Consider the following 25,804-nt stretch of genomic DNA (forward strand, 5'->3'; position numbering starts at 1 on the left):
GAAGTTAATGTTCCCGACGCGGACTCCGAATACATTAGCGCAAACCAACTCCGTTATTACTAAATTGTAGTTGCAATAACGGGGCGGACCATACATTTTTATTGCCGAGGCGTCTTGTTAAAGTTCTCGACATGCTTTTGGATATCCTCAACTCACTCGTCCCTCGCTCTCGAGGATGACAGTGTTCGGTTTTCGAGGGTTACCGATCGCTCAACAAAAAAGGGCTAGCTCATCGCTAACCCTTTGATTAAACCTTTCTAGTCTGGAACCTTAGTTCATCTCACGCCCTGGTGCTGGGGCCAATACTTCACGGTTACCATTATGACCTGGAGCACTGACAATGCCTTGAGCTTCAAGTTGCTCAACAATTCGTGCTGCGCGGTTATAACCAATCTTAAAGCGACGTTGAACACCTGACACGGAGCCACGGCGAGATTGAACGACATGCTCAACCACTTGGTCAAACAGTGGATCCATATCCTCTTCACCTTCCGGCTTTTCGCCTGGTAACAGCGCTTCAGGGCCTTGATCACCGTTAGTAATTTCTTCGATATAGTTCGGCTTACCACGTGCTTTCCAGTTGTTCACTACAGCATGAACATCATCATCTGAAGCAAAGGCACCGTGAACACGCACTGTGTGGCTTGAGCCCGGCGGTAGGTAAAGCATATCACCCATGCCAAGTAACGATTCTGCGCCACCCTGATCAAGAATGGTACGTGAATCCGTTTTCGTTGAAACAGTAAAAGCAACACGAGTTGGGATATTCGCTTTAATTAGACCAGTAATAACGTCTACAGATGGACGCTGAGTTGCAAGAATCAAATGAACACCTGCTGCACGAGCTTTTTGAGCAAGACGAGCGATCAGCTCTTCAACCTTCTTACCCACAACCATCATCAAGTCAGCAAATTCATCAACTATGACAACGATGTAAGGCAGCTTCTCAAGCAACGGCGCCTGCTCGTCCATACTGTCGCCCGGTTGCCACAGTGGGTCATGAATCGGATGCCCGGCGTCTGCTGCCATCTTAAGCTTATCATTAAAGCCTTTAATGTTACGTACGCCCAATGCAGACATCAGCTTATAGCGACGCTCCATCTCGCCCACACACCAACGAAGAGCATTCGACGCATCTTTCATGTCAGTAACCACTTCAGAAAGCAGATGAGGAATCCCCTCATAAACTGACAATTCAAGCATTTTCGGGTCAATCATGATGAAACGAACATCTTCTGGCGTCGCTTTGTAGAGCATACTCAGAATCATAACGTTAACGCCGACAGACTTACCTGAACCTGTGGTACCCGCAACAAGAACGTGTGGCATCTTAGAAAGATCAGCAATCACGGCTTCGCCCGCAATATCTTGACCTAAGACAACCGTTGTTGGCGATTTGGCTTCAATAAACTGCTGGCTACCCACCACATCTGAGAAGAATACGGTCTGACGGCTCATGTTAGGTAACTCAAGGCCGACATAAGGTTTACCCGGAATCACTTCTACAACACGTACAGCCATGGCAGAAAGCGAGCGTGCCAAGTCCATTGAAAGACCAGAAATTCGGCTCACTTTAACCCCTGGAGCAAGATCCAGTTCAAATCGAGTAATCACCGGCCCAGGGAAGATATCGACCACCTCAGCTTTAATTTTGTAGTCAGCCAATTTAGCTTCAACAAGACGCGCGATATTTTCTAGTGCATCACGGTCAATAAAATTATCGCGTTGTTCTGGGTGGTAGAGCAGTTCCAACGTAGGCATTGGTTCTACCGGTTTAGGTAAATTCGGCTCATGTTGCACTAAGAAAGGATTTTGCTGTGCGGCCACTTTAGCTTGTGCTTCTTCAACAAGGTTGTGCAGCGCAGCGGCATCCGCATCTCCAGGTTCAAAAGGTTCTTCAGTGTCAACTGGGGTTATTTCTGCCTCTTCAACCACATCGAACGACGATATCGTTGGCTCTTGATGATGAGGCTGTGGCTCTACTTGCGCAGAAATTTGCTCAAGCTCATGATCACCAATGGTCGGTTGGGTGACATCATCGCGTAGTACCTCATATTCCGCTTCTTCATTAGCGACTTGCACATCTTCAACGCTTTCATGCCAAGGTAGCTCTTGTTCAGACACTGGTGCGTGCTCTTCGACCGCAGTCGTTTGTTCTATCGCTTGATGATAAGGCTCTTGAACTACTTCAGGCTCAGCTGCGTAAGGTTCTGATGCGAATTCCTCTGCTTCAAAAGAAGGTTCAATCGATGCTGGCGCGCCTTGCACTGCATGTGAAGTCACTGCTGCCGTTGCAGCAACGGTTGCTGCTTGTAGCGTTGGTGTACCAACAAAGTCATCATCTTGCTGCGCCGCTTTCTCTAATTCTTCAATCGTCGCACCAAGCTGTTGTGTGCGTTCGACTTGAGGCGCGGCAGGCGCTTCGACTGGCGAAGTCATCATTGGCTCAGCCGTCGGCTGCTCAGGTTGTTGATAAATAGGCTCTGGCTGCGCTGTTTCCGCGTAAACAGGTTCAGGTGTATATTCTGAATGTTCGTGCGGTGTCATTGATGTTTGAGACTCAGGAATATGAATATTGAAGCGTCTTGGTTCTGATTCCGTTTGCGGCTCGTTAACATCATTCGAGTCAGCATAGATTGGTTCAATATCTGAAAGCTCAAGATCGCCTTCTTTCTGCGTACTCGTTTGAGGTTCAAGGCGATCCTCTTTTTCGTAGTCATTCAGCTCAGCTTCCAGTGTCTCGTCGCTTTGGCCACGGATACGATTTACTAAAGCGGTAAACGCTGAAATTGCGCTCTCCCCTAACCAATCGACGATCGATAGCCAAGAAATACCGGTAAGCAATGTGAAACCTGCTCCCCAAAGAAACAAGAAAACTAGCGTCGTTCCTAAGATGTTCAACGTTGGCAGTGCAAGACTGGTTAGGACATCGCCAATGACGCCGCCAGAAGAGAAATACCAAATATCGTCAAAGTTGATATCCGCAAGACCACAACTGGTGAGAATGACAATGGTCAACCCGAGTAGACGTGTTCCCCAAAGCATGAGGTCAACGGGTTCATCTTCTCCTCTTTTACGGAGCACTACCCACGCAGTGCCCGTAATGACAATAGGAAGAACATAAGCGAGTGAGCCAAAAACAAAGAAAAGTGTATCTGCAAGCCAAGCACCTGCTAAACCACCCGCATTATTAATTTCACCGCCCCAAGCAGTTTGAGACCACGAAGGGTCAGCAGCGTTAAACGTTAACAAGGCAACAGAAAGTAAGATTGACGCCAGAACAATCACGATCAAGCTACACTCTTGAAGGCGCTGAGGACCACTCAGACGAGAAAGCGGTGTTTCTTCACCTGTTTTGATGATTGTTTCTACTTTATTTTTGGTTTCTTTAAACATAACCAACTTTATCTATATGAAGCACCAATCAACATAGAAGAGATTTTGATTGGTAGAAAGAAAAATAGTCCGAGCAGCTATGCTACTCGGACTATCGATTTAACCATATCAACGGCAAAAACCCAATTGCTTAAAGTCAGAATATAGAAAGCAATTATGACTTTAGGCAGTGCTGTATCGCTTATCGAGTTTTAATGACCAATTGGTTAGTTTGCTTCACTTCTTCCATAACAACGTATGTACGAGTGTCATTAACACCTGGTAGGCGCAATAATGTGTCGCCCAAAAGCTTACGATACGCACTCATGTCAGATACACGCGTCTTCAATAGGTAATCGAAATCACCAGACACTAGGTGACACTCTTGGATGTCATCTAGCTTTTGTACCGCAGTGTTGAACTGTTCAAACACGTCAGGTGCACCACGATTAAGCGTAATCTCAACGAAAACGAGTAGTGAAGCGTCTAAATACTGCGGGTTAAGCAGTGCTGTATACCCAGTGATGTATCCTTGACGCTCCAAACGACGTACGCGCTCCAAACATGGTGTAGGTGATAGACCCACACGTTTAGATAACTCTACGTTCGAAATTCGACCATCTTTTTGCAACTCATTTAGAATGTTGCGATCGATACGGTCTAGATCCTTGGACGGCTTTTTATTGTTGTCTGCCATTTTTTATTCCACCTTATTACTTCCTTGCAAAAAAATATACTACAACTTTTTAATATTCAGTATCAAATTTTATTCAATCATATCTATACTAGATATTAATTCGACAGAATTACCCTACACACAGTTAATACAACTACTATAGTTTATACAACCAAAATAAAATGAGGAGTCAGGATGATCATTGGCGTACCTAAGGAAATCAAAAACCACGAATACCGTGTTGGCATGATCCCAGCGAGCGTTCGCGAGCTAGTGTCTCAAGGTCACCAAGTTTTTGTTGAAACCACTGCCGGTTCAGGCATCGGTTTTTCAGACGATGATTACATCGCTGTAGGCGCATCCATTCTTCCTACCGCTGCTGACGTTTTCGCGAAAGCAGAAATGATTGTAAAGGTTAAAGAACCTCAAGCTGTCGAGCGAGCTATGCTTCGTGAGGGGCAAATATTATTTACTTATTTGCACCTAGCACCAGATTTTCCACAAACTGAAGAGCTAATCAAGAGCAAAGCTGTCTGTATAGCATACGAGACTGTAACAGATAATATGGGTCGCTTGCCACTACTTGCTCCAATGTCTGAGGTTGCAGGTCGCATGTCTATTCAAGCAGGTGCACAAACTTTAGAGAAATCTCACGGTGGTCGTGGCCTTCTACTAGGCGGTGTACCGGGCGTTGAGCCAGCAAAAGTTGTTGTTGTTGGTGGCGGCGTTGTTGGTGCAAACGCAGCGCGCATGGCAGTAGGCCTTCGTGCAGACGTAACTATCCTAGATCGCAATGTTGATACACTTCGTCGTCTAGATGAAGAATTCCAAGGTCGTGCAAAAGTGGTTTATTCTACTGAAGACGCAATTGAGAAGCATGTTCTAGAAGCTGACCTAGTCATTGGTGCGGTTCTAATCCCTGGCGCAGCAGCTCCTAAACTTGTTACTAAAGAGCACATCGCTAAGATGAAGCCAGGCGCTGCAGTTGTTGACGTAGCAATCGACCAAGGTGGTTGTTTCGAAACGTCACACGCAACAACACACGCAGAACCAACGTACATTATTGATGATGTGGTTCACTACTGTGTTGCTAACATGCCAGGTGCTGTTGCTCGCACATCAACATTCGCACTAAACAATGCGACACTACCTTACATCGTTAAACTTGCGAACAAAGGCTACCGTGAAGCACTTCTAGAAGACAACGGCTTCCTAGAAGGTCTAAACGTAATCCATGGTAAAGTGACATGTAAAGAAGTAGCAGAAAGCTTCGATCTAGAATACGTAGACCCAGCCGACGCTATCGCAATGTTCAACTAATTCATAGTTGTCTCAGATACAAGAAAGCGCTCACATTATGTGAGCGCTTTTTCTTTTCAATCGTTTTATTGCATCTTTGTCGGGCACTTAGACGCCATTATCGCTTCTGGGGTACCCGCGTTATCAAACTTCAGACTCCAAACATACTGGCCACCTTCGCGCAAAGTTATTGCAGTGTCTTTTCCATAGCCAGATCGTATTAAACTGTTCTCCACACCTAGCTTTAAGCTCAAACCGTCTGCGGTAAATTGAGGCGACCAAGATTGTGCTGCATATTGCATTCTATAGCTTCCCGGCTTTTCCATCGTCACAACCTGATAAACCCCATCACCTTTATATTCAAAAGCGCGATGGTTTTTATGTTTCCAGCCGGAGTCAGAAAAATCACCAACCAAATACAACTTGTCATTTACTGGTCCTGACTCGTTCAGAGTTGGATTGTCACACTGAGCCATAAATCCAACACCGGTTGCTAGCGCCACTTTATCATCTTCTATTATTGGGCCGGTTTCTGACGGCTTTTCGATAGATAGGAAACGAGCTTCAAACGGAGCAAGGTTTATCGAATACTTGCCCTTTGTCAGTAGATGCTGGGTATTCGACATTAGATCCGTTAACTGGCCAAGAGACCCTGCACTGTCAGATTCGAGATGCAGCGTTTGCTCTTTATCCGTTAGGTTCATAGCAAAAATGATCGCTTCATCAGGCGATTGTTTGTGGTCGACATAAAATGTATCGTCTGCGACAAGGCTAATCCTTTCTCCTGCGTAGAGCGCAGAATGGCTTTCTCGCAACGTCATCAAGTTAGTAACATATTGTTTCAGGTCACGCTGACGATCATTTAATTCCGCCGTTAGACCTTCCACTTTACCACTGGTTCTAGCAACGTGGTCGTCACACAGACCTTGAACAGCACAATTTTGCTCCACCTTATCGGCATAGTTGTCTAGCTGGTCGCCAATCTCATCACCATAGTAGAAGGTAATAGGACCTGTATAAGCGGCCTGGAAAGAGAATACCGCTTTATGACGTAGCCAATACTCATCTTGTTCTGGCTGGGCAAGGTTACCTCGCTGAAGAAGATCACCAAATCGCACAAGATCGTGATTGCCAATCATTAAATTAGGTTTGGCATGATTTGGGTAGAGCTCATGCAATGACATGCCTTCGTTTAGCCATGCTCCGCTTTTACCTCCAACGCCCGCTTCATTGACTGCAAGCGTTTCTACTAGGCGATAGCGAACAGGAAAATCAAATGCTGAGCACAATGTTGGCTGCTCATTGGATCCATATGCCGTTTCAATGATTCGATTCTCACCAGCCCAAACTTCTGCGACCATGTAGCCCAATGGATTAACGCTATCGCCATCTTGATTGGTGTAAGTGACCGATTTAGATGCACGACCGACGCCCTCTCGGATTTCGACCCACGCCTCTGGTGGAACTTGATACGCTTGATCGAGACGCCAACCATCGATTTTGAGCTCTGTTATCCAGTACTCGGCCACTTCCTTGTAGAACTCGATACTTTGAGGATAATCCACAGGGTTGTGGGGGCCAGACGGAAGGTTGCCGTTAGGTGAAGGCATTGCCCCGCTCTCTTTATGATGGCCAAACACCCCATCAAAAAAGACATATAAGCCTCTTGCATGCGCTTGCTCCACTAATTCTTTGGCATCTTCCATGGTGCCAAAACGCGGGTCGATGCCAAAGTAGTTAGTCGCAAAATAGCCGGTGGCATCTAATCTATCCGCCCAATGGTCTTGGTTTGGGGCGGGAACAGAATGAAAGATCGGCGTTAACCAAATGGCGTTCATACCTAATGACTGGATATAGTCTAGGGAGTTAATGATCCCTCGAATATCGCCCATATGATGGCTCTTACCATAGCCGGTGCCATGCCCAATGCTCTTATCTCCATTAACAAAGCTTTCGACCATCACTTGATAGATTCGTAAATCATCCGTTTGCTGCGTAAGCTCTGTATCGCATTGATAGCTTTGATGTTGCGCGGTTGGTTCATTGTCTGAATGCACGCTACAGCCCGCAAGAAGTACACTAGCGATCGAGAGCGTTAAAACAGAGAGAGGTGGTTTCACGTTCTCGTCCTGATTCTGTTGTTTAACGTGAGTATGAAACATAAGACGAATCTATAAATCCTCCTTTACTTTACTGTTCTAGGCGTATTCAAGAGGATGAGTGACGGCGATCAAAAAAGCACATCTACGGGTGTAAATGTGCTTTCAAGTAAAGAAGAAAGGATCTTGAGTTAGAACCAGCGTTCGAGCGAGGTTTTATCTAACTGGTTGAAGGCTCGGTTTAAAATCTGAGCTAATTCTTTATATCGAGGGCGAGATTTCATCGGCTCCAAAGCAAAACCACTTTCCGTAATCTTTTGGTAAATCTCGCGATACCAGCCTGCAAGCGCAGGAGGAAGTTGGGTATTAGAACGATTACCGAGCCACCACATACCTTGAATTGGCATACTGATCGCAAACAGCGCGATGATCACGGCTTGAGGCATCGATTGGTAGTTATTGAATGCCATTTGAGTCAACACACTGATCGCTGCGATTGCGGGCATGACTTTAACACCAAAGCGCGTCGCCTTGATAATACGCTGCTCGGGAAACAGCATGTTTAGCTCTTTCCGCATTGGCCATGTGTCCATGTATTTTTGTCCGTCACGTAGACTGTGAACTAAACCGACTTTATTGCTCATAAGGCTCTCTCACTTCAACATCGGGTCCAAAAGCTAAAATTTAGTTGAAAGATTCAACTAAACGAAGAAAAAATTGATGAAAGTTAATATTCTTTCAAATTTTTTTTGTTATCATTGCCTATTATCGTTATCCTTTGCGGACCCACAATCTCATTGTTGCTGTTATTTACAATTTAAGCAACTCTTGAGACCTTTCTGCATCGGATGCAAAGGACTTGTGCAACTCACAATGTCTCTTTATACGGAATTCAAAGTTTTTTTGACCAAGATTAGTACGCAGCTTTTATAGCATCGTCTATTCTTGTGATTAATTTTTATCCTAACTGATTATTACAGGTAGTCACACATGTCAAAGCTAGTTTTAGTTTTAAACTGCGGTAGTTCTTCTCTTAAATTTGCTGTTGTTGATGCCGAGAGCGGCGACGAGCATCTAACAGGTCTTGCAGAGTGTCTGCACCTTCCTGAAGCTCGTATCAAGTGGAAACTTGATGGCAAGCACGAAGCTCAACTAGGTAACGGTGCAGCTCACGAAGAAGCGCTAGCGTTCATGGTAGAAACTATTCTTGCTTCTAAGCCAGAACTTGCTGAAAACCTAGCAGCTGTTGGTCACCGTGTAGTACACGGCGGCGAGAAGTTCACTCAGTCTGCTCTTATCACTGATGACGTACTGAAAGGTATCGAAGACTGTGCGGCTCTAGCACCTCTTCACAACCCTGCTGCAATCATCGGTATCAAGGCTGCTCAAAAGTCATTCCCTGGTCTACCAATGTCTGCTGTATTTGATACTGCATTCCACCAGACAATGCCTCAAGAGTCTTACCTATACGCTCTACCATACAAACTGTACGAAGAGCACGGTATCCGTCGTTACGGCATGCACGGTACTTCTCACCTATTCATCGCTCGCGAAGTTGCTGAGCAACTAGGTAAGCCAGCTGACGAAGTAAACATCATCAACTGTCACCTAGGTAACGGTGCATCTGTGTGTGCAATCAAGAACGGTCAATCTGTAGATACTTCTATGGGTCTAACTCCTCTTGAAGGTCTAGTGATGGGTACTCGTTGTGGTGACATCGACCCTGCGATCATCTTCCACCTACACGACACTCTTGGTTACTCTGTTAAAGAAATCAACGACATGCTAACTAAAGAGTCTGGTCTTGCAGGTCTAACTGCTGTTTCCCCTGACTGTCGTTTCGTTGAAGACAACTACGGTAAAGAAGAAGCTGCAACTCGCGCAATGGACGTAATGTGTCATCGTCTAGCGAAATACATCGCTGGTTACACTGCATCTCTTGACGGTCGTCTAGACGCTATCGTGTTCACTGGTGGTATCGGTGAAAACGGCGCTCCAATCCGTGAACTAGTTCTTAACCGTCTAGGTATCTTCGGTATCGAAGTTGACGGCGAAGCTAACCTTAAAGCTCGCTTCGGTGGCGAAGGCGTTATCACAACTGCTGACAGCCGCATCCCAGCAATGGTTATCTCTACTAACGAAGAGCTAGTTATCGCTGAAGACACTGCACGTCTAGCAGGTCTTTAATTGACTTAACCGGCTGCTTCAATAGCAGCCGGTTTTCTTATTCTGGGGCTCAACTCCTATTCTTTGCGACGCAAGGAATAATAGTTGAGCTTTTATCCCCAATAGCTATAGGTACTCTACGAATGTCTCGTACTATTATGCTTATCCCTGCAAGTGCTGGTGTTGGTCTTACTAGCGCAAGCATGGGTGTTCTTCGCGCAATGGAGCGCAAAGGCGTTAAGGTTTCTTTCTACAAACCTATTTCTCAGCCACGTTCTGGTGGCGATCAGCCGGATCTAACTTCAACAATCGTTGGCACAAACAGCGATGTTAAGATTGGCCAACCTCTTTCTATGTCAGTTGCTGAAAGCCTAATCGGTAACGACAACATGGACGAGCTACTAGAAACTGTTGTTGAGCGTTACAACCAGATCAACAAAGATGCTGACGTAACACTTATCGAAGGTCTAGTTCCAACTCGTAAGCACCCATTTGCTAACCAAGTGAACGCTGAAATCGCAGCAACACTTGGCGCTGAAATCGTGCTAGTTGCAACTCCAGGTACTGATAATCCTGCGCAACTTAAAGAGCGTATCGAAGTAGCATGTTCTAACTTCGGTGGCACTAAGAACAAAAACATCTCTGGCGTTATCATCAACAAGCTTAACGCTCCAGTCGATGAAGCAGGTCGTACTCGCCCTGACCTATCTGAAATCTTTGACGATGCAGACAGCGCTCAGCAGAACGAACTAAAAGTGATGGAGATCTTCAACACTTCTCCTATCCGTGTTCTTGGTTGTGTGCCTTGGAGCATCGAGCTGATTGCAACTCGTGCTTCAGACATGGCTAAACACCTTGATGCAGAAATCATCAACGAAGGTGACTTGAATACTCGTCGTATCAAGAGCATCACTTTCTGTGCACGTTCTCTACCGCACATGATTGAACACTTCAAACCAGGTTCACTGCTTGTAACTTCAGCAGACCGTCCAGACGTAATCGTTGCAGCAGCACTTGCAGCAATGAACGGCGTTGAGATTGGTGCGATCCTTCTAACAGGTGGTTACGATATCCCTGCTGAGATTGAGACTCTAATCAAGCCTGCGCTTGATACTGGTCTTCCAATCTTCAAGGCAAACGGCAACACTTGGCAGACGTCTCTAAACCTACAGAGCTTCAGCCTAGAGGTTCCTGCAGACGATAAAGAGCGTATCGAGTTCATCAACGAGCACGTTGCTGGCAACATCGATGGCAACTGGATCGAGTCTATGACTGAGGGTACTGAAAAGTCTCGTCGTCTAAGCCCACCAGCATTCCGTTACCAGCTAACTGAATTTGCTCGTAAAGCAGCGAAACGTATCGTTCTTCCTGAAGGTGATGAGCCACGTACTGTTAAAGCAGCAGCGATCTGTGCTGAGCGCGGTATTGCGGAATGTGTGCTTCTTGGTAACCCAGAAGAAATCAAACGTGTTGCGGCTCAGCAAGGCGTTGAGTTAGGTGCTGGCGTAACTATCATCAACTCTGATGAAGTTCGTGAAAACTACGTTGCTCGTCTAGTTGAACTACGTGGCGCGAAAGGTATGACTGAAGTTGTTGCTCGTGAGAAGCTACAAGATTCAGTATTCCTTGGCACAATGATGCTTGAGAACGACGAAGTTGACGGTCTAGTTTCTGGTGCAGTTCACACGACTGCAAACACTATCGTTCCTCCGTTCCAGATCATCAAGACTGCACCTGATGCGTCTATCGTTTCTTCTGTATTCTTCATGCTACTGCCTGACCAAGTACTGGTTTACGGTGACTGTGCGATCAACCCAGATCCAACAGCTGAACAGCTTGCTGAAATCGCTATCCAGTCTGCTGATTCTGCAGCGGCATTTGGTATCGACCCACGCGTTGCTATGATCTCTTACTCTACTGGTGAATCTGGTAAGGGTGCAGACGTAGATAAAGTACGTGAAGCAACGAAACTTGCTCAAGCGAAGCGTCCAGATCTAGTGATCGACGGTCCTCTGCAGTACGACGCGGCTATCATGGAAAACGTTGCAGCTTCTAAAGCGCCAAACTCTCCAGTAGCAGGTAAAGCGACTGTATTCGTATTCCCAGATCTAAACACGGGTAACACGACTTACAAAGCGGTACAACGTTCAGCAGACCTAGTATCTATCGGTCCAATGCTTCAAGGTATGCGTAAGCCTGTAAACGACCTGTCTCGCGGCGCTCTAGTTGACGACATCGTTTACACTGTAGCTCTAACTGCTATCCAAGCGGATCAAGCAGCACAAGCACAAGAGAAAGTCGTAAACTAATCTTTCTCTAAACGTTTCAAAGCCCTCGCCTTGTGCGGGGGCTTTTTTATTTAAAACAATTATTTACTGCCCTTCATCAATACTCAATCATCTAAAATTATCTCTATTTAGATCGATTCATTGTCATTCATTTGTCCCCGTAGTGCTTTTTCGCTGTTATAGCCCGCTAACTCCCCTACGACGACTGGTCTGATTATGAAAAGAACAACAATGATCACCTACCTGTCTTCCGCCCTTACAGGTGTAGTATTACTGTCTGGCTGTGGAACTGACGACAGCTCAACATCACAAGTCTCTGTACAAGTACCTTTTAATACGGTGCAGCCTCCTATGCCCAATGATGGCTACGGTTATGACAGCGACGGAACCATTTCACTACCCGATGAGCCTGATACAAGCGCCATCTACGCTCAATCTGAACAAGAGACGCTCTCCTACTACCAAAGCTTTGAAACAAGCTTCGCAGGCGTCGACGGATGGGGGCTTTGTGTAGAGCCGATCGAGATTCCGCTCCAAAGTGTAGATTCTTCTTTAGTCTACCCTCTTGATACCTCCTCTCTTGAGCGTGCTGTATTCCTATTTGATAGCGAAACTATGCAGCCAATAGAAACCAAGCTATCAAATGATGGGCGTAACATACGCATCGAATGTGAGTCAGCACTAGAAAGCGCAAAAACTTACTACTTGATTGTGACGGACGACGCTCAAACTCAATTTGGTGAACCACTTCAAGCAGATGCGAGTTTTGCTAGTTTACTTAACACCCCTGAAAAGGAACTTGGCGAACGTACACGAGAGCTCAAGCACAAAACTCAACTTGCTCTCGACGCTTACGTGGGGCACTTTGCAGACACATCTAAAGAAGAGATCGTATACGCTGCCTCCTTTACCACCCAAGATACGTATGCATTGCTCGATACTATCGTCACAGAAAACCAAGGTGCCACACTACAATTTAGCCCGAGTCCCGTAACTATCAACGAGCCGATTAAGGTTAATACAAAATCTGGTGTTGGAGACTTGTTCGTCAAGTATGCAAAATACCAAGGAACGCTTACGTCAAACTACTATCTGCCGTTTAGTGATGCCGACTCTGCAACCTGCAAACTAGACAAGTACGACCCAATCAGCAGTTGCCCAGATATGTATCGTTGGATGACCAATAAAGATGGCAGCCATGTATCAGCTGATAACATCGCTCTAAAATCCGAAGAGCAGTCTATCCCTGTAGATTTGTATCTCCCGTACAGTGAACAGGGCCAAACTGCGATTTTTAACAAATTTAAGGCAGGCGAGATACCAACCATTATCTTTGTCCATGGTGTAACTGCGGATAAAAGTGCGGCATCTTTAATGATGAAAGACTACGTTGACCTAATGTCTAGGTATGCTGTCATCGCAATTGATATGCCTTACCACGGTGAACGAATCATTGAGGATATGGACGGTAATCCAGTCAGTGCGGCTGCCGACAAGTCTTACTTTATCAACATCAATTCACCACTGACGTTGAAAGGAAACCTCGCACAAGCGGTCGGCGATTTCATTGCTCTGCGCTGGGCGCTAAATGACTTCACTAAAACTGTACCTGAGGTTCACCTAGTCGGCCATTCTCTAGGCGGTATTGTCTCGGTCATGATCAGTGAGATGACACAACCTAAAGACAACAAACCTATTCCCAACCCTCTAGAGCTGACCACTGCGAACTTTGTCGTTCCAGGACAAGGCTTAGTGAACCTCACTTTGAGTTCGCTCACGCTTGGAGAAGAGATGGCAGACTCTGTCAAAGCCTCTTCCGATGTTCAACGTGCCATCGCTGAAACCGTTATTCCCGATCAGTGTCAGCCTGATGATACAAACCAAACTTGTATGGATGCGCTAGATCATTACCGCTTACAATCTACGGCTAATAACAATCCAGTCAGTATGCTAGAAGACGATATTTTCCAAGCTTTAGTTCCCGTCTTAAAGCAGGGGGTTCAAACCACGATAGATGCTTCAGACCCGGCAACAAAAGTAAGCCGCCAAGTAGAAAAACTTCAACCAACCCTATTAATTGAGGCAAAAGGCAACTGCGGGCAAGAGTGCGAGCTCGGTGAATACATGCCCGACGCTGTCGTGCCAAATGATGCGACAGACAATGTGATGACTGGAACGGAGCCTTTGATCAAAGCATTAGCTCTTGAAGATATCACCAGCGATGTTACGGCAAATCCTGGATCTACTATTCGAGGGGTGATTAGAGCCACTGTTGGTGGGCATGGCACTTACTTATTCCCTTATGAAGGGCCTATGGATGAATCAGGGCTGCCGGCGCAAGAGATCTCAGGCGAAGGTTATAGCTCACTTAACACTCAACAAGAAGCGGTCTATCAGATGATTAGCAGCTTAGGCGACGAGATAACCTTTGGTGACGAAGACCTTGGCAATGTAGAAGGCTTGGAGTAATGACAATGAAAAAGACAATCTTAGCTTTAGCGATTTCAATGACTGCGACTCAAGCGGTGGGAGCAGGATTTCAGCTCAACTCACAATCTGCAACAGGCTTAGGCCGCGCGTTCGCTGGAGATGCCGTCATTGCAGACAATGCCAGTGTCGTGTCAAAAAACGCAGCTGCCATGAGTCTTATTGAACAAGAGCAAATATCACTAGGATTTGTGGTCATCGACAGCCAAGTGGAGCTTAACGACACACTCTATACGCCAGCCTTTGGCCAAACCCAAGAAGTCGATAACACCCAACTAGACAACACAACGTTTGTGCCTAACTTCCACTATGTTAATCCTATAGATGGCACCGCTTGGACGATTGGCGCGACCATTCACTCCAACTTCGGTACCCATGTCGAGTTTAACGATGATTTTCCGGCAGACGAATTTGGCGGAAAAACATCTCTTAGCAGCGTCAATTTCGGAGTGAGTGCCGCTTATCAAATCAATGAACAATGGTCCGTCGGTGCTGGGCTTGATGCCATTTATGGTGAAGGTGAGATTTCACGTAAAAACCTACTTGATATCGAAGCCGATGGTGTGGCTTTGGGCTTTAATCTTGGTGCGACTTACCAAATCAATCAAGATCATCGCTTTGGACTTTCATATCGATTCAGCCCAGACTTAACCGCAGAGGGGCAAGTGGATCAATTGACTTCCAAAACAGACTCTTTGGATATTCCTCTCCCAGACATGGTTGAGTTTTCGGGTTACCACAAGATCCAACCAATCTTTGCGCTTCACTACAGTGTTCAATACGTGAGTTGGTCTGAGTTTGATTCGTTAACTTCTGATGGTCTTTCTAGCCCTATCAAGGAGTATCAATGGAAGGACGGCGGGCATGTATCACTAGGTGCGACTTGGTATCAATCACCGACCACAGAGTACCGTGTCGGATACATGTATGATGTCTCACCAGTTGATGAACTGACATCGCTTTCTATACCCGACACAAACCGCCATTGGTTCACCCTCGGCGTGAGTCATGAACTTTCCAAGCAATGGACAGTAGACGGTGCGTTAGGATTACTCGTTGGAGAAGAGGCTCACATCAACGAATCTTTAACCGTAATTGAAACGAGCAACATTCAATCGGATGTGACAACCGACGCATGGATGGCTGGCATTCAAATTAACTACAAGTTTTAATCACCTCTCTTAGCCAAGAGCTTTGCCCTGCACTACTTGATGTAATGCAGGGCCTTTTTATATTTGTACCTACAACGCTATGCCGATATTCTCTCGCTGGTGAGGGGACTCAAGATCTAACTCTGGCCCTTGTGGCACAACTTGGGTTGGATTTATACCAGTATGGCTGAAGTAGTAGTGGCGCTTGATGTGGTAAAAGTCTGTGGTCTCTTTCACACCCGGAACCTGATAAAGTTCTTTCATATAGCCATTCAAGTGTTGGTAATCCGCTATACGTTTTTTGTTACACTTAAAGTGCCCCACATAGACTGCATCAAAACGAATCAAAGTGGTAAACAGTCTCCAATCTGCCTCGGTGATACGATCGCCCGCAATGTATCGGTTGTTGGCTAAATGGTCATCCAATCGATCTAATGAAGCAAATAACTGATCATACGCTTCTTCGTATGCGTCTTGCGTTGTCGCAAAGCCGCAACGATATACGCCATTGTTCACATGTGGGTAAATAAAGGCATTCCACTCATCGATGATTTCCTGCTTGTGCTCAGGGTAGTAATCATCGGTGTTTCCCGTCAACTCATTGAACGCTGAGTTAAACATGCGGATAATTTCAGAAGACTCATTGCTGACAATGGTATTGTGTTTTTTATCCCAAAGAACGGGAACCGTCACTCGACCAGTGTAATCAGGTTTCGCTTGCGTGTAGATTTGATGCATACGAGTATGACCAAACAGCGGCTCAGGCAATCCCATTTGCCACCCTTCACTCATCATGTCTGGGCAAACCACCGTGACATCAATGTGCTCTTCAAGCCCTTTCAGTTTACGGAAGATAAGCGTGCGGTGCGCCCACGGACAAGCCAGTGACACATACAAATGGTAGCGGCCTGATTCAGGTTGGAACTTCGCATCTGGTGTGTTTTCTATCCAATCACGAAAACCCGCATCTTCACGAACAAACTTTCCGCCGCTTGACTTTGTGTCGTACCAAACATCATGCCATACACCTTCAACTAACTTACCCATGACTGTCTCCTAACCCATTAATTCTGATGTTTTAAGTATAAAAAAAGCCAACGTTTTGATAAGTAGAAAACGTTGGCTTTGATGTTCGAATATTTTGAATAGGGTTATTCGAATCTTTCCATTATATAAATGACATTATCTGAAGCACGAGAGACTCCAAACGTCGCGGTTGAGATTGGCGGCTGTTGATAGCTTGCAACATCGCCACACACATCCATCTCATCTTCGATGGTATACCAACAATAACCAAGCCAGTTCTCGGCCCCTTGGCTAAATGCCCAAGGTAGCTCCACCCTGCCTGATTCTGAGCCTCCGATCAGCGTTGCCGCGAGCCCTTGAGAAAGCTCAGCTAACTCTAGCGCCCCTTCGATAATCTCAGGCGCAGAGCCACCCACTTCCATTGGTTGTGGGTCTAGATCATCAATATCAGGGAAATCACCTAATACCGATATTGCAGCTTCATTATGCCAATCATTCAAGATAAAGGCTTCACCGTCCCAATACTCGATGTTCATCGCCATTGGCAGTCTTTGGTTTGTTGGCCCAGCCACATCGACTAAGGTCAGACGCCCAAATCGAACATCGATATTTTGCCCTAGTTCCAACGCCTCATTGTCTAAGGTAGCTCCGGTAATATCGACCAGCGGCGAGTCATCTAGATTGGTAAAGTCCATGAGTAAGCTCACATCATCCAATTGTTGCCAACACTCTTCGGCACGCCCGAAGTAATAACTCTCACTGTCTAAAGACCAACGACCTCCTTGCCATTGCTGTGCAAAATCAATAGCGCTATTACTACTGTCAAGCAACACACCTTGGTCGGTTAAACACGTCGGAAGGTCATCATTAAAATAGAGGTTGTTCGTTGCAAGACTCGGAAGTTCGGACTCCTCTAACACATCAGTATCGTAAAAACTCAGCGTACCACCGTTAGCACCATGGGCCTCTACTTCGACATCAACTGTGACATTAGGGCGACCATAATAAGTCCAAGGTTCACCATTGTCTGCTCTTGTTGTTGGCACTGAAAATTCGCTGGTTAAACCGAACCTTGCTGGGTAGAAGTAGCCTATCTCAGAACGCTGACCACCATTTTCTATTGATTGCTGCGTATTGAGGAAGCCGCTTAATCCAGAATAGCCATCATAGCTGTCTACTGACCACTGGGTTGAAATTGTGCCTACGTTGCCATATTCAAAGGTATTCTCAAGTCGGCCTTGGCTAAACACTTTTGTATTGGGAGCGCTTGGCGATAAGTCACTTGCGGATCCAACTTGTGAATTTGGCACGACAACATTCGCCAAGAACCCTTCAGTGTTTGCCAACGCTGCATCAAAGTTTTGCGTAATCAACGGGTCAGTTGCAGTATGACCTTTAGCAACGGCCGTCACTTGCACAGTAAACTCTGTCTCCGCAGGTAAGAATGGGCTCAGTGAGTCTATCGGGTTATTTGTATCATCACCGTTTACATCACTCACAACTAACGCATACGGTTTGAAGTGGAGCAGTGATTCAAGCGACGCATAGCGAGTATTACCTTGCTCAGGGGTATACTCCGCCAAAACATTCAAATAGCCTGACTCAAAGTACTCACTCTCAATGTTTTCACTCGCACCAGCATTGAAGTTCAAGGTCACAGATGTACCATCACCAATCTCTGTTCCATCAAGTCGTAACTTTCCTTTATGAGTATCGGTTTGATGTTCAAAACGGAAGGTTTTGGCGCCTTGATAGTCAGGGTCAGTGATACATTGAGGCTGATCATCCAATGCGACTTTTCTCTCGACACGCAAACCAAATGTTTCACCCGCTTTGTAATGATTGGGCGCATTCAGTGGCACGATCTTAAAGCCTTCTTTGGTAAAGCGAGCACTCTCTTTCGCTGTTCCTAAGTCTTGTTCGGTCGCAACTAGCGTGATGTTTTCAAGCTCAGAATCCGTCGCAACCCATATAGTGCGTGTTAACGACTGCCCCGGCTGGAACAATAAGGTTTTGCTCCCTGTACGGCACAGTGCTTTACCCAGCTCTTGTCCACGGCTAAACGCTGACGCATCGAACCAACACTGGCTTGGCGCGTTTTCAAAACCGACATTCACGTTTACGTCTTGAGAGAGATTGCCACCGTCTACATCCAATATCACTTGGTATTGAGCCACTTCACACGTCAAGGGCGAACTTGGTGCGTTAACTGTAAGACCATTGAGTGTACTGCCGATTTCGAAGCTGTAGTCTTCAACTTCACCATCATTAAGTTGACCGTAAGCTGATTCTGGTTCTACAGAAGAATAACGTACACGAACGTAACCGCGTGAACTGTCCATTGGCACAGTAAATCGAAGACCAGTTGGTAGCTTATTCCAATGTTGTGCATCCCAGCTGACCCAAGCCGCAAATGAGCCACCACCACTTAGATTCAAATAGAGTGAATACTGTTTTCCGGGGGTCAATGGGTTGTTATCAATATCGACAACACGGCCCGCGCTATCTTTAAACACCACACCATCATCAGATAAATCGGAGGCAGCGAAATCATCATAGCCAGGGCCTAAATCGGCACTCCAGGTACTACCAAGTTTGATGCTTTCATTGGTGCCTAAGTGGGTTGCTGGGTTATTCCCTTCTAGCGCTTCGGGAACATCACCAAAATCAGCGTGAATCGCACAACCACCAGCATCATTACTGGTTGTTTTCTCTTCTTCGCCTTTCATCTCAAATTGGATGGTGCGACTGGCAATATCTACTGAATATAGCGCGGTTGACGGTTGTTGCTTTTCACTGTCATCAATGACGCCATCTTGGTTTAGGTCGTGCAGACCACCATTGGTCATGGCAAACAAAATGCCACCCTTGTTGATGCCAAAACCACCGGAAGAACGTTTACCTGAGGAATCTTTTAGCGGCCACTCTGGATTATCAAAATCTGGGTCACTTGGAATTTTGAGGGTCAGTTTATGTTTATCGATAGAGCCGGTGAGGATATTAATCTCATAAAGGTTCTTTAGATTCTGATCCAGTGCGTAGACTACGTTAGGTGATTGGCCAGACAGATCAAACGCAAAGTCCGCACTCCAAGGTGCACTCTTGCCTTGATCTAAACCAAGTTGGATCGTATCAAACGCGCCAGTCGCCAATTCAACTCTTACTATGGAATGCCAACTTGAGCGAGAGATCAGCATATAACGACCATCTGGTGACACATCACCCGCATTAGCACGACCGAGTTTGCCACTGTCGCCAACTTTTGCATCTGAATAGAGTCGGTCTCCAGCGTTAAAGGTGAAGATATCACCGTCTTCCGACTCAATATATACACCATCGTAGGCCGCTTTTAAATCCGCTAAGTAGCTAAACTCTGCCCCTGCTTCTTGGCCGGCAATATACAATTTATGTGGCACTGAACCCTGAGAACTCACCCCATAAGTCAAACCGTCAACTTGGCTAACACCAATCGCCTTTATCTCGGAGACGTTGAGATTACCGTTGATTTCGTCAATAACAATCTCCCCACCTTTGGCTTTCCACTTAGCATATTGATAGACACCGTTGTTGCTCGCCTCTTTAACCTGAACAAAACCATCACAACGACCTGGCTGCGGGAAAATATTGTCGTCAACGAGGTAGACTAAGTGATCTTCAATTTCACCAAGGTGGTCTAAATTTCCTGTGCCTGTGAGCTCAAGTCTAAGGAAGGTTTGAGTATTCGAAGTAAACGATGCGCCACTAAAGTCCCAGCTTACATCGACAGATTGAGCCCCCAATTGAGAAGACAAAGTGACACTGGTTTCTTCGCTGCTATCAAACTTAGAGTCGCCATTAACATCAAGGTACGCTTTTAGTACTGCATCACGACCAGTTGTATTTTTTACCGGGAGACCCTTTATTTCAATTCTGTCACCGCGAGTTAAATAGAGCGGTGTAGAGAAAGTAAACTCATCGTTGAATCCATCGGCGTCATCGCCTTTCGCAAAATCAGATGTTTTTGCTTCACTTTCCACATCCGCAGGTTCTGAGCCGATGTACAAGTTAGGGTCGACCTTACGACTGTCGTTGATGACTAGTTCCGCTTTGTTATTCGATACTCGCTTAAAGTGTTGAGGAAGGTCGCCAAAGTCGAGGCCCACTTCGCAGCCGAATTTTGCGTTATCCAGAATATTACCACTAGAACCGCCGACTGGCTTATTACCCTTAAAGGCGATACGAGTGACGTATTGACCTGCGGGTACTTGATAACTTCCTGAGTGATGAACCCAATAATCTTTACCGTCAATCACCTGCTCAGTGACCAAATCTTGATCGGGTGAGCCGAACATCAGAGAGATTTGATCGTTGTCGTAGCTATCCGGGTAAGTACGATTTGAATAGTCAAAGCTCCAACGAATACGTTCGCCTGGAACGGTGACCACATCTTGATACATCACCGTTGGGTGGTACACGTTCATTTCGGCAACGTTACTCGACCCATCAGAAGACTTGGAATAGACGTAGGCGTTGTAAACATTAAACTCAATATGGTTTCTACGCTGTGGAAAAGGTGCTGAGTGAGGGTCTAGCGTAGGATCTTGTTGGAAAATAGACCACCCCGCTACTGAGCTTTCTGGAGTATCCCAGCCATTATGCCCATCTTCGGTATAGAAAATTTCGAACGAACCGTTTTGAAGACCCGCTTCACACCCTGCAGTACCCATTGAAGGTGCTGCAACCCACACTTGATAGTCTTCGACCTCTCCATCAAACGCAGCTCCCGTCGGATCATTTACAGAGTCTTCATCGGTAGAGTAACGAACACGAACCCAGCTCTCTCCATGAACATCGAATGCCGACAGAACAAGATCTAACGGATTTTGCCCCGCCTTTACCTTAACGCTATCAATCACCTTTTCCGAAATGAACTGCTTGTTGCGCTCAAACCCATCCCAGCTACCATCTTGGTTTCTATCAACCCAGACAGAGACATAGCCTTTCTCAGATGCAGTTACAACTAGCTCATTCACATAAGGTTGCTCCACGCCATTTTCATCAAAGTAGCTAGTGATCAAAACATTAAGTGGGCTTCCAAGCAGTTCAGTATTATGAGGGTTAAACTCAACGCCATCATCTTCCTGATCTAAAGAGGCATCACGACTCGGCTGACCGTCGTTCTCCTCATCAAGACTAAATGCACATGAGGCGACCACACCTGGGTAAAGGCAAACATCCTCATCGATAGCATGACGGGCACCATTGTCGGCTGACATAACAGGGAAACGAGTCTCTTCCCAACCTGTCGCAAGATCTTCATTTGGAGCATCACCGTAGTCGTAACTAGATGCCTCAACGTTGATTGCTTGTCCCATCTCTGAAGTGTTGCCACAACTGTCTATAGTAATGCCAGTTATTTTACTTGCGGGGGTCAACAAGGAGGTATTGAGAGAGCAATTTACGATAAGGCCTTGGCTATCTAAGCCACATTGCCCTAGATAATCCGTTCCTTCAATTGTTGAATCTGTAGCGCTGCCTGAAGCCAAATACATTTCTACGGTAAGATCTTCGTAATCTTGCTCACACGCTGCATAAGAGTAATGGATATTATCCAACCTCACACGACCGATTACTTCTCCATTTGAGTTTGCAGAACTGAACTCAGGATAGTCAATCGCATAGTTACTGACATCAGCAGCCCAATTATATTTATCATCATTTGGGGTTCTATAACCAATCGCGTCGTTATAACGCAAGTCAATCGCCATTCCTTTGGTATTTTGAAAGGTATTCTGGCTTATCTTGTTTTCATTACCATACAAGACTCGAACACCAGAGGCATGCCATTGGTGGTCTCCATCAGAGACATGATCATCTCCGGTGTCCACAAAGTGGTTTCTGAGCACAGTCACCTTGTCTGAGTTTGAAAGGTATAGCCCCGCAGCTTGCTCGTTATGATCTTCTCTATTTACCGTATTGTTGAATAGGTTGTCAGAAACGACTATCTCTTGGCTATCGTAGATAATGACGCCAGAGTCTCGGGTGTCATTGAAGCTATTATCAACGAGCTGCACACCACTGCTATCTCGAACGTAAATAGCATCATCAAAACGATTCCAATTGATACCCGCTATAGCGAAGGCATCGCTATCGGTTATTTGAAGTCCGTAATCACTATTTAAAGGCTCTTCTCTAAAATTGTTTATTGATAGTGGTCGCGGTCCATCAAGGAGCACACGAGCATCGATATAGGTCCTTTCTGAATTAATGAACTCTAGCGGAGAATCGATCTCAATATTCGAGATTGGTTTAGCAAATATCGCGTTGTCTACGCCAACGGTGTGCCCTTCTTGACGAAGTTTCGATTTGGTGAGTTCGCTAGCATCACGACCTGAAGTCAATGACTGAGAGTTGACTAAAAATTGACGGAGAGACCCCGTACCAGCATCGTTCTCATTGATAACGGAGCTGTAATTAAAGCCCATATTTGCGTCATAGACATCGCTACCATTTACTGTGACATAACGTTGAAAAGACTCCGTTAAATAAGGCCACGTTTGAATTGGCATGCAGTCATAGCAATTTCCCCTTTCTGAGTAAAGTTCGCCATCACTGTCGTTGTCCCAGCTATAGCGTAACCGCAGGATGTAGGTTCCATTCGGGATATTATAAAAGTAGAAGTACCCATCTCGACCAGTGGAAGAATATCGACTGAAATATGAATCTGCCCCGACGAGCTCTAGATGAATATCACGACGTGACATTGCAACCATATCGGTAGAGTGATGGTTGAAGTTTTTCTGTACTCCACCAAAATTGTAATGTTCGAAGAGGTACCCACCAACCGTATATGCATACGATTCAGGTACCAGTATTAGAAGCAATAAAATTCGTAAAACGTGCTTCACGGTCTAATCTCCACTTCTACTCGGCGGCTTACTCGAAACGACTCTTCTGAACAAACGGCAATGGCATTCAATCTGATCGCATCTCCATTTGGCTCGCACTGCATAGTCACATCGCAACCTGGGATTTGAGCAATGTTTAAATCACGCAAGGTCGGCACTGGGCATGTCGCGGCTGCAGTGCCATCATTAGGAAAGTAAGTAAACACTTCTCGCTCCATCGCTGAACGAGCAGCCCAATAACTTTGGGTGCTGAGCACTTCATAAGTGTTTGTCTGCGTTGCTTGAACGTTCATCGACATCAATTGTGCTGAAAAGAACATCACAACAACGGTCATAACAAGAATGACCAGCATCGCTCCGCCTCTTTGCTTATTATTGACTGTTGAGGATTTGCGCATTTTGCATAAACTCCACGGTTTCAGCACCGTTATTGATGGCTAGCTCGAAGTGAATAGACGCGATGTTTGAATAGTTAGCATCCACGCCGATATCAAAGATATTGTTTTGCTCTTGGACTCCGACGGCAAACGTATGTGACGTTTCAGGGTTTGAAAGCCCTAAGCCTTGAAAATCAAGAGAGTACTGGGGGTAATAGCGAATTTGAGTGTCTTCAACACACATCTGAGCCGCGTTAGGTAGGTATATAAAAAGGCGATTCGTCGCACTGATTGGCCTAGAGAAGATGGGATCATTGAGAACCAGACTCTGAGCGCTAATAAAACTTGGGTCAATATCGTAGGTTTGTTCATCGACATCAGGATCAAGGTAGAGTGCACGCGTACTACTCGGGTGAATGCTCGCGCGACATGTTTGTGTCTGACAGGCCTGCAAAACTTCGTTCGGCAATGGAGAGGCTAGCTCGACCGCCGTAGAGAAATTATCGATGTTCAAGTCAAACGAATCCGGGTTGTACTCCGTGACAGAGAGCAGCGGTATGTACTCCATACAGCGCCCGTCATTGAGCACTCGTGGACTTAATGGCATCGTATTCGCCAGTTCTCGTTCAAAGCGAGCCAAAACAAAACGCGCCTCTTCTAGTGCTTCAAGTCTGTGCTTTGATTCGACATACAAAACTGAGCTTGAAACGCCAAAATTCATCAACCCAAGTGTAATTACAGACAAAATAGTCAGACTGACGACCATTTCAACTAACGTAAAGCCTTTCGAAAAGCGCATCAAAAGTTACTCCTATACGCATGAAACTCGAGTACTTGCCCGTTGTCACCGCGGCGCGCTTGAATCTCTACATGTTTTGATGACGTCACTATGTTGACTGGGTTCCAATCTTGATCGACATACTCCACGTTAATATTGACCGCAAAGCCCTCATAAGGCCCATCAAGAAACAGTGCGTATTGCTCTATATCGACCCACTGGTTTTGGGTGTCATAATCATCAAAATCGTCACGTAAGTTACCTTCCCCAACTTCACTTTGTAATGCGTTAGCAGCCGTGCAATCGGTGTCGCAGCGACCTAAGCGTTCAATATTCACTTCATCAAATGGACGAGCGTACATCTCTTTCAATAACAAATTGGCGATTTGGGAAGCGCGCTGCTGAGTGAGAGTATCTGCCGTGGTCACCGCTTGAGGAGCCAGGAACGCGGAGAAAGCTAACATCAAGAAGCCCATTAAGCAGATGGCAATGATATTTTCTATCAGAGTGAAGCCACCATTCACTTTTGAGTTAACAACCACCAATGTAGCCCTCTAGATTGATAGTGACGCTGGTACTTTCTCCACTGGGCGCATCAATCGTAAACGTCGCATTTGAAACCGAACTATTGAGTAGGCGACCAAAGTTATCAAAGCTAATGAACTGGCTGTTTATTGTAACGCCACGTCTCGTATCTTCTTCAGAGAATCTCATTATTTGAGAGCAGCTTGGGCCGACACAGTCTGGGCTGGAATCTAAGTTAAGCTCTGGTTGCGACCAGGAGACTACACCACCAATATTGGATGACGTAACGCTATAAGCCCCACTCGCGGCAATATCATTCATTGCTTGGGTCTGAACGCGACGTAGCCCCGATTTCAACTCGGAACAATAGCCATCAAGGGCATAACCGGAAAAGGAAGGAAGGCGAGGATAAGCCACCACCGCAATGACTGAAAGTATCAAAATGGTGATGATCAGCTCTACCAATGTAAAACCAGAACGACGCACTAGAAAGCAACCTGTATCTAATTAAGAAACCTAACATAAACTTACAGTTTAGTTATATGTTTCTCTTGCATTTTATTCAACCGAACTATACACCATAACGAAATGCCATTCCATTACTGCACAAAAAAAGCGCGACTCCAGAAGGATGCCGCGCTTAAGCCCGTCACAGGCTGAATTATGATCT

15 protein-coding genes are annotated in these 25,804 nt (G+C 45.8%); 5 read left to right on the top strand and 10 right to left on the bottom strand.

Annotated elements, in window-relative coordinates; genetic code table 11:
* Positions 1 to 270: 270 nt before the first annotated feature.
* Positions 271 to 3,396: a DNA translocase FtsK 4TM domain-containing protein gene (locus tag F0231_RS05245; RefSeq protein ID WP_171758673.1), complete on the bottom strand. Its 3,126-nt coding sequence runs from the start codon at positions 3,394 to 3,396 to the stop codon at positions 271 to 273.
* A gap of 181 nt (positions 3,397 to 3,577) precedes the next feature.
* The gene (gene lrp / locus F0231_RS05250) at positions 3,578 to 4,072 is read right to left on the bottom strand and encodes a leucine-responsive transcriptional regulator Lrp (protein WP_004414493.1); all 495 of its coding nucleotides are present in this window, start codon (positions 4,070 to 4,072) and stop codon (positions 3,578 to 3,580) included.
* A gap of 174 nt (positions 4,073 to 4,246) precedes the next feature.
* On the opposite strand from lrp, the gene ald reads away from it, so the two are divergent.
* Positions 4,247 to 5,371: an alanine dehydrogenase gene (gene ald, locus F0231_RS05255; protein ID WP_171758674.1), complete on the top strand. Its 1,125-nt coding sequence runs from the start codon at positions 4,247 to 4,249 to the stop codon at positions 5,369 to 5,371.
* A 65-nt stretch (positions 5,372 to 5,436) separates the two neighbouring features.
* On the opposite strand, the gene F0231_RS05260 is transcribed toward ald, so the two are convergent.
* Both F0231_RS05260 and yfbV read right to left on the bottom strand, forming a co-directional pair.
* Positions 5,437 to 7,512, bottom strand: a complete 2,076-nt coding sequence (locus F0231_RS05260) for an alpha-amylase family glycosyl hydrolase (protein ID WP_171758675.1) — start codon at positions 7,510 to 7,512, stop codon at positions 5,437 to 5,439.
* A gap of 128 nt (positions 7,513 to 7,640) precedes the next feature.
* Positions 7,641 to 8,093 (bottom strand): terminus macrodomain insulation protein YfbV, encoded by a 453-nt coding sequence (yfbV, locus tag F0231_RS05265; protein WP_171758676.1) that lies wholly within the window; start codon positions 8,091 to 8,093, stop codon positions 7,641 to 7,643.
* 346 nt (positions 8,094 to 8,439) lie between these two features.
* Here yfbV and F0231_RS05270 point away from each other — a divergent pair, with 346 nt between their 5' ends.
* From F0231_RS05270 to F0231_RS05285, 4 genes are all read left to right on the top strand, one after another.
* Entirely contained in the window at positions 8,440 to 9,636 is a 1,197-nt protein-coding gene (locus F0231_RS05270) for an acetate kinase (RefSeq protein WP_171758677.1), read from the top strand.
* Between the two features lie 122 nt (positions 9,637 to 9,758).
* Positions 9,759 to 11,924, top strand: coding sequence for a phosphate acetyltransferase (pta, locus tag F0231_RS05275; protein ID WP_171758678.1), 2,166 nt, complete (start codon positions 9,759 to 9,761; stop codon positions 11,922 to 11,924).
* A 210-nt stretch (positions 11,925 to 12,134) separates the two neighbouring features.
* Positions 12,135 to 14,372, top strand: coding sequence for an alpha/beta fold hydrolase (locus F0231_RS05280; protein ID WP_171758679.1), 2,238 nt, complete (start codon positions 12,135 to 12,137; stop codon positions 14,370 to 14,372).
* Positions 14,373 to 14,377: 5 nt separating this feature from the next.
* Complete coding sequence (locus tag F0231_RS05285) at positions 14,378 to 15,562, top strand: OmpP1/FadL family transporter (protein WP_171758680.1); 1,185 nt, start codon at positions 14,378 to 14,380, stop codon at positions 15,560 to 15,562.
* Positions 15,563 to 15,631: 69 nt separating this feature from the next.
* Here the strand turns inward: F0231_RS05285 and F0231_RS05290 are convergent, their stop codons facing one another.
* From F0231_RS05290 to F0231_RS05315, 6 genes are all read right to left on the bottom strand, one after another.
* Complete coding sequence (locus tag F0231_RS05290) at positions 15,632 to 16,588, bottom strand: glutathione S-transferase family protein (protein WP_171758681.1); 957 nt, start codon at positions 16,586 to 16,588, stop codon at positions 15,632 to 15,634.
* Positions 16,589 to 16,692: 104 nt separating this feature from the next.
* On the bottom strand, positions 16,693 to 23,454 hold the full coding sequence (locus F0231_RS05295) for a DUF6701 domain-containing protein (protein ID WP_171758682.1): 6,762 nt from the start codon (positions 23,452 to 23,454) through the stop codon (positions 16,693 to 16,695).
* Positions 23,451 to 23,852, bottom strand: coding sequence for an MSHA biogenesis protein MshP (locus tag F0231_RS05300; RefSeq protein WP_171758683.1), 402 nt, complete (start codon positions 23,850 to 23,852; stop codon positions 23,451 to 23,453). Before F0231_RS05300 ends, F0231_RS05295 begins: the two co-directional genes overlap by 4 nt.
* Complete coding sequence (locus F0231_RS05305; protein WP_171758684.1) at positions 23,827 to 24,630, bottom strand: PilW family protein; 804 nt, start codon at positions 24,628 to 24,630, stop codon at positions 23,827 to 23,829. The genes F0231_RS05300 and F0231_RS05305 overlap by 26 nt, the downstream gene beginning before the upstream one ends.
* Positions 24,630 to 25,151 (bottom strand): pili assembly chaperone, encoded by a 522-nt coding sequence (locus tag F0231_RS05310; RefSeq protein WP_367613462.1) that lies wholly within the window; start codon positions 25,149 to 25,151, stop codon positions 24,630 to 24,632. The genes F0231_RS05305 and F0231_RS05310 overlap by 1 nt, the downstream gene beginning before the upstream one ends.
* Positions 25,141 to 25,620, bottom strand: coding sequence for a prepilin-type N-terminal cleavage/methylation domain-containing protein (locus F0231_RS05315; protein WP_171758686.1), 480 nt, complete (start codon positions 25,618 to 25,620; stop codon positions 25,141 to 25,143). Before F0231_RS05315 ends, F0231_RS05310 begins: the two co-directional genes overlap by 11 nt.
* Between the last annotated feature and the right edge of the window lie 184 nt (positions 25,621 to 25,804).

It is taken from the genome of Vibrio sp. RE86 (assembly GCF_013114545.1).
Lineage (GTDB): Bacteria > Pseudomonadota > Gammaproteobacteria > Enterobacterales > Vibrionaceae > Vibrio.